Annotated in this window: 7 protein-coding genes; 3 read left to right on the top strand and 4 right to left on the bottom strand. The window is 62.8% G+C overall.

The genetic code is table 11. The features are described 5' to 3' along the window. Positions 1 to 13: 13 nt before the first annotated feature. Positions 14 to 409 carry a 5-formyltetrahydrofolate cyclo-ligase gene (locus ACN0YJ_RS13535; RefSeq protein WP_417496513.1) on the top strand — a complete coding sequence of 132 codons (396 nt, stop codon included), beginning with the start codon at positions 14 to 16 and terminating at the stop codon, positions 407 to 409. Between the two features lie 7 nt (positions 410 to 416). Here the strand turns inward: ACN0YJ_RS13535 and ACN0YJ_RS13530 are convergent, their stop codons facing one another. Then, a complete protein-coding gene (locus tag ACN0YJ_RS13530; protein ID WP_417478478.1) occupies positions 417 to 1,949 on the bottom strand; it encodes an acyl-CoA carboxylase subunit beta in 1,533 nt (510 codons plus the stop codon). Between the two features lie 155 nt (positions 1,950 to 2,104). On the opposite strand from ACN0YJ_RS13530, the gene ACN0YJ_RS13525 reads away from it, so the two are divergent. Together ACN0YJ_RS13525 and ACN0YJ_RS13520 are read left to right on the top strand one after the other, a co-directional pair. Beyond that, positions 2,105 to 3,196 (top strand): GNAT family N-acetyltransferase, encoded by a 1,092-nt coding sequence (locus ACN0YJ_RS13525; RefSeq protein WP_417478479.1) that lies wholly within the window; start codon positions 2,105 to 2,107, stop codon positions 3,194 to 3,196. A 39-nt stretch (positions 3,197 to 3,235) separates the two neighbouring features. Further along, on the top strand, positions 3,236 to 4,021 hold the full coding sequence (locus ACN0YJ_RS13520) for a hypothetical protein (protein ID WP_417496511.1): 786 nt from the start codon (positions 3,236 to 3,238) through the stop codon (positions 4,019 to 4,021). Here the strand turns inward: ACN0YJ_RS13520 and ACN0YJ_RS13515 are convergent. From ACN0YJ_RS13515 to ACN0YJ_RS13505, 3 genes are all read right to left on the bottom strand, one after another. Then, positions 4,015 to 4,701 (bottom strand): 2OG-Fe(II) oxygenase, encoded by a 687-nt coding sequence (locus ACN0YJ_RS13515; protein ID WP_417496510.1) that lies wholly within the window; start codon positions 4,699 to 4,701, stop codon positions 4,015 to 4,017. The two genes, ACN0YJ_RS13520 and ACN0YJ_RS13515, sit on opposite strands and share 7 nt — an antisense overlap. Positions 4,702 to 4,763: 62 nt before the next feature. Continuing rightward, entirely contained in the window at positions 4,764 to 5,516 is a 753-nt protein-coding gene (locus ACN0YJ_RS13510) for an ATP12 family chaperone protein (RefSeq protein ID WP_417496509.1), read from the bottom strand. Positions 5,517 to 5,645: 129 nt separating this feature from the next. Beyond that, the gene (locus ACN0YJ_RS13505) at positions 5,646 to 6,377 is read right to left on the bottom strand and encodes a hypothetical protein (RefSeq protein ID WP_417496508.1); all 732 of its coding nucleotides are present in this window, start codon (positions 6,375 to 6,377) and stop codon (positions 5,646 to 5,648) included. Between the last annotated feature and the right edge of the window lie 23 nt (positions 6,378 to 6,400).

Genomic DNA, 6,400 nt, shown 5'->3' with positions numbered 1-6,400 from the left:
GGGGCAGCGCCCCGTGCGGGGCTGGCTCCCCCCTCTGGGCCGGCGCGGCCCGCGCTCCCCCCTGCCCGTGGCCACAAGTCCCTCGGCGCCACTGGTCCTTCGCGCATGGACGCCAGAGACGAAAATGGAGCGCGGCGTCTGGAATATTCCTGTGCCCGCGCACGGCCCCGACATTGTCCCCGACATTATCCTGTCGCCGCTGGTCGGCTGGGACCGCGGCGGCTATCGGCTCGGCTATGGCGGCGGCTATTTCGACCGGACCCTGGCCGCCCTCACCCCGCGCCCGCTGACAATCGGCATCGGCCTCGACGCCGCACGGATCGCGACGATATTCCCGCAACCCCATGACATCGCCATGCAGGTCATCGTGACCGAGACCGGCATGGCGAGGCTGGAAGGCGCCGGGTGAAGCTCAGCTAGAGCGGAATATTATCGTGCTTTTTCCAGGGGTTCTCGAGCTTCTTGTTCTTCAGCGTCCGCAGCGCCGCGATCAGGCGTTTGCGCGTTGAGTGCGGGCTGATCACATCGTCGATATAGCCCCGGCCCGCAGCAATGAACGGGTTGGCGAAGCGGTCCTCATATTCCTTCACGTGACCGGCCATTTTCTCGGCATCGCCCAGATCAGCACGGTGGATGATTTCGGCAGCGCCCTTGGCGCCCATCACGGCGATCTGGGCGGTCGGCCAGGCGTAATTGACGTCGCCGCGCAAATGTTTGGAGCTCATCACATCATAGGCGCCGCCATAGGCCTTGCGGGTGATGACGGTGAGTTTGGGCACGGTCGCTTCGGCATAGGCGAAGAGGAGTTTGGCACCGTGTTTGATCAGTCCGCCATATTCCTGTTTCGTCCCCGGAAGAAAGCCGGGCACGTCGACGAAGGTGATGATGGGGATGCCGAAGGCATCGCAAAAGCGCACGAAACGGCCGGCCTTGCGGCTGGCATCGCTGTCGAGCACGCCGGCCAGGCTCATCGGCTGATTGGCGACAAAGCCGACAGGCTGGCCGTCGAGCCGGCCGAACCCGGTGACGATATTGGCGGCATAATCCGGCGCGATCTCGAAGAAATCGCCCTCATCGGCAACCTTGTGGATCAATTCCTTGATGTCATAGGGCTTGTTGGGATTGCCCGGCACGAGGGTGTCGAGGCTCGCATCGATCCGGTCGGGATTATCGAAGCTGGGCCGAACCGGCGGTTTTTCGCGGTTGGACAGTGGCAGGAAATCGATCAGGCGGCGCAGCTGGACGAGCGCTTCAAGATCATTCTCGAACGCGCCATCGGCGACACCGGACTTCCTGGCATGGATGGAGGCGCCACCAAGCTCTTCATGGGTGACGGTCTCATTGGTCACCGTCTTCACCACATCGGGGCCGGTGACATACATGTAGGACGTGTCCTTCACCATGAAGATGAAGTCGGTAATGGCCGGCGAATAGACATCGCCACCGGCGCAAGGCCCCATGATCATGGAGATTTGCGGCACCACGCCCGAGGCCAGCGTGTTCTGCAGGAAGATGTCGGCATAGCCGGCGAGTGAGGCGACGCCCTCCTGGATGCGCGCGCCGCCAGCGTCGAAAATACCGATGATCGGGGCGCCATTTTGCAGGGCGGCCTTCTGGATCTTGACGATCTTCTGGGCGTGGGTCTCGGAGAGCGAACCGCCGAAGACGGTGAAATCCTTGGAGAAGACATAGACGAGGCGGCCATTGATCGTGCCATGACCGGTCACCACGCCATCGCCGGGGATCTTCTTGTCGGCCATGCCGAAGTCGACGCAGCGATGCTCGACGAAGATGTCCCATTCCTCGAACGAACCGTCATCGAGCAACATCTCGACGCGCTCACGGGCGCTCAGCTTGCCTTTGGCATGCTGCTTCTCGACCCGGTTGGCACCGCCGCCCGCGCGGGCGCCAGCCCGCTTTTCGATGAGTTGTTCGAGTACATCCTTCATGGACGACAATCCTTCCGCACCAATCACTCCCGGTTCGATAGCAGAGGTCGCGCCGCAAGGGCAATCAATCGACCTGCGCCCGGCTCAGCTTCTGCTGTGCGTGAAGCGGTGCGCTTCTTGCAGTTTGACCGGTCCGAGCAAATGAAAAGGCGAACATGGCACACCGCGCCATCACCACTGAACTGGTCCCGATCTCCGGGTTGACGACGGCGCAGCGCAGCGCGTGGCGCGGCATGCGTGCCGAAAACCCGACGCTGGCCTCGCCCTATTTCGCCCTCGAATTCGCCGACCTGATCGCTGACCGGCGCCCGGACGCCCAGGCGCTTGTGCTGACCTGCAAGGGGCGCACGGCCGGTTTCCTTCCAATGCAGCTCTCGAGCCTGGGCGTCGCCCGCCCGCTCGGTGGCCCACTGGGCGATCATCATGCATTGATCACCGAAGATGACAGTCTCGACCTGGGTGCCGCACTTCAGGACAGCCCCGTTTCGGTATTCTGTTTTCACGGCGCGTTGGTCAGCCAGAACACATTCGCCGCCGAAGCGTCGCATATTGAACCATCCTGGTCGGTCGATCTGAGCCAAGGGTGTGATGAATGGCTCGAAAACAGGCGCCTGGCCGATGCCAAGGCGATGCGCAATATTCGCGCGCGCCAGCGCAAGCTCGCGGAGTCCGGTCTGGAGGTCATCTATCGTTTCGACGATCGCCGCCCGGAAGCCCTTGCCGCCAGTTTCGCCAACAAGCGCGAGCAATACCGTCGTACCAATGCCTTTGACGTCTTCATCGCCAAATGGGCCCGCGACCTGATCAATGATCTGTTCGAGCAGCAAACGCCACAATTGCGCGGCTGTCTGTCGACGCTCGAAATCAATGGCCAGCTGGCAGCCGCGCATTTCGGCATGCGCTCGGAAACCGTGCTGCACTACTGGTTCCCGGTCTACTGGCCGGAATACTCCAAATTCGGCCCCGGCCTTCAGCTCTTCATCGAGATGGCGCGCGAGATGACGACGACCGGGATCGACAGCATCCACCTGGGTCCGGGCGATATGGACTTCAAGCGCAAGCTGGCCAATGCCTCTTTTGACATTGCCGGTGGACGTATCGAACGGCCCTCCATGGCGGCCAGCCTGATCGCCGCCGGTGCGAGCATGGATGCCTTTGCCCGCAGATTGCCCATTGGCCGTGTCAGCCACTGGCCCGGCAAGGCCCTGCGCCGGCTCGACACGCTGGCTGCTGCCTACGGCATCTGAGGCGCCGTGCGGTCCGTTTTGAAATGACGGAGACCCGAGATGGAAATTCTCTCTCCTGACGGAGAAATCGGCTCACCCCTTCAGGCCATCGGCTTGTTGCTGGTCGCGCTCGCAGGCGGGCTTATCCTGCTGCGCGGTCTGGCCGTACAGATACGCCAAACCGGGTTTGACGGGCTGGCCGCAAGCCTGTGGCGCTATGACAGCGCCGTCGCCCTCACCCTGGCGGCGCTAACCCTGCTCAATCTGGCCCACCATTTTACCCCGCTCACCGGTGTCTTCCGGCCCGAAGTCGGCGATGGCGGGCTGATCGAGAACCTGACCATTACCGTGATGCTCTTCCCCGCGGTGATTTTCCTCGGCCACCTGATCACCGGCCGGCCACGCGGCGGCCATTTCGGTCCGGTTTTGATGAGCGCACTCAGCCTGGTGCTGCTGGCCGGCTTTGGTGAGGAAATCAGCTGGGGCCAGCACTGGTTTGACCTCGCAGTCCCCGAGGTGATCGCGCAGACCAATCTTCAGTCGGAAATAAACCTGCACAACTACATCGAGCCCGGCATGATGGAGGCGATCTATTTCGCAACGGGTCTGGCCCTGCTGCTGATCGCCGCCAATCTGCGGCAGATCCTGCAACCGGCCGAGCAGGCGCCGGGTTTTCTCGCCCTGAAAGCCCTGCTGGTGCTCAGCGCCGTGCTGCTCTGCCACCACGTCTTCCAGGAGCTCGGCGAGCTGGCCGTCATCACCACCGGCTTCCTGATCTGGAAACGGCTCGATGACGGACGATTAAGCCTGAAACCACGCTGGTTGCAGACCGTAACGGCCTACTGAAACGGGTTCAGTTTCTTGAGGAAATACTGCAATCCGCCGCGGTTTTCCTTGCGGTCGAGTTCTTCCTGCGAGGTCAGGAACGTCGTCTGCACGACATAGCGCTCACCCTCGAAGGGCAGATGGCCATGCCAGGAATTATCGGCACGCAGGAAGGCAAAGACATAACCGGCAAGCGGCGGCACTTCCTCGGTGAAATCGTCAAAATCCTTCGGCCCGTTGAGCACGCGGATACAGCCCGCTCCGGTGCCGTCCCACTCGGCATTGAGATAGGTCAGCATGGTCAGGATTTTCGACTTCGAATCATTGTGGATCGGACCGTCGGAGAGCTGTGAGACCTTGCGCACGGTGATCATGCGCGGCTTGTCGGTAAAATCCACGCCGAACTTGTCGGTCAAGAGCTGCGCCAGTTCCGCCGAATTGAGATCCTGCATCAACTGATCGAATGTGCCGTGCGATTCCAGCTTGGACAGCGGCAGGTAGCCCGGCTTGTTGATCTGGGGGTAGTCACGGCGAATTTCGCCAGCCTCGGCCTCGCTCAGCGTGCCCGGCGCCACGAAATAATTGTAGGGCTCGGTGCGCAGCTCGGCCGCGCGCAGGGCGCCGAAATCGAGGATGCCGCCCGGACCGGTCTTTCCAGACTTCCCGGCCTCGCCGCCATTTGTCGTGTTCATCTCAGCCATGGTGCAATCTTTCACTTCTGCCCTGGCGCCACATTAGCGTGCCACCCGCTGCCTTCAAGCTGTCACGACGCGTCCAACGCACGCAGCAGCCGCTCTGCGGCGATCAGCTCGGCCTTCAACAGATCAAGCCGTTCCGTCGCTTCCTCGTCCTGCCCCCAATGGGCGGCCTGATAGGCTTCATCGATAATGGACAGGGCAAACACCTCCTCGCCACCGCGTTCGCCGGCCAGCAGCGCGAAGCCGAGTATGGCCGAGCCGCAAACGGCCGTCGCGTGCGCCAGCGCCGTCAGGCGCCAGATATCGAGCGCGGCAGCGCGGGCATGAATCGCCTGCAGCGCGGCGGCGTCCTGGTCGATCGGCAGCACGCCCGTGCCGGACCGTAACTCCACGCCGAGCTCGTTTCTGGCCCAGTCCAGCATCGGATCCCAGGCTGCAGCCTGGGCCGCGACGAGGTCAGCCGGGTCCGGGGCGCGAAAACAGAGCTGATCCGTCGAGGCATAACGCGTCACTTCGGCGACCGTGGCGCCATGAGCCTCGCCCATCAGATCGATCGCGACGAAACACAGACGGTTGGCCGGCATGGCCGGCGCATTGATCCGCTCGCCCTGGGCCTCCCATTCGGACGCCAGCAATTCAGCACACGCCTTGGTCGGAACCTGCAACAAATTCCGGGCCGGGGTCTTGACCGAACGGCCATCGAGCAAAACCTGCCAGCCCGCCTCGCCCGGGGCGACGCTGACCGCGGTGTAAAAGCGCTTCGGCCGGTTGTCTTCCGGCGTGGGCATGCGCACGCCCGGCTTGGTTTCGTAGGTCAAATCTCTACCCGATGCTCTTTTGTTGCGGCCCGATCCGGGATCATCGCCAATTCACCATTTCCGCTGCGCTATATAGCCGTGTGCGCCGCAGGGATCATTTTTGATCAGCAGTCGGGTCTGATCACCGCGCTAGCGCAGGCGCTCGAGCAGACCGGTCACGAGGTCCAATGGCAGCGCGAACAGGATAAGGGCGGCCCCGGCCAGCAGGCCGGCAAACCCCGCCAGCAAGAGCAAGGTCCCGACCGGCCAGTCCCCGGGCTCACCCGTCATGCCCTTGTCCGGGACCGGTTCCGCATTGATCTCGGCATGGAGTGCCGTCACCACCGCGCACAGATCGCTGTGCTTGTCTTTCTGAACCCGCCACCGGGTGAAGATCAGCTCGGCATGTTCGTCGGCCACTGGCTGGCAACGTTCCAGAATGAGATAGCGGTGCAGCGGAACATCGTGAAAGCTGGCAATGCACTCCGCGGCATGGGTCTCGAGCGATTTGGGCACCCGTTCGGACGCCTTGTAGAAGACCATGCGCTCGACCGCATAGGGTCCGTCCTGCTTGTGGGCATAGCGCTCGATGACTGCCTTGACGCTCTGCGCGCGCAGCCGGGTCTTGGCGATAGTCCTGGACCTGGGGAGCTTTTCCAGCCGGCGGCTCTCCCGATCGACTTCGATGCCGCGCCAATAGTCCAGATCACCGCACCAGGACACGGCCAGGAAATCGGCATGCGCCTCGATGACGCGCGGGCGGCCCTCAACAAGCGGGATCGTCTGTGGGTCACAACCGCGCTCACCACCCGGCCGCTGGTCCCGGCCGAGCGGGTCTTTCAACGCCTCCTCCATGGTCTTGAAGCAGGATAAAGATGACATTGGCCCGCCCCCGAAGCGCTGAT

Source organism: Maricaulis sp. (assembly GCF_048270095.1).
Lineage (GTDB): Bacteria > Pseudomonadota > Alphaproteobacteria > Caulobacterales > Maricaulaceae > Maricaulis.
This window is presented reverse-complemented; position numbering and strand designations above follow the sequence as displayed.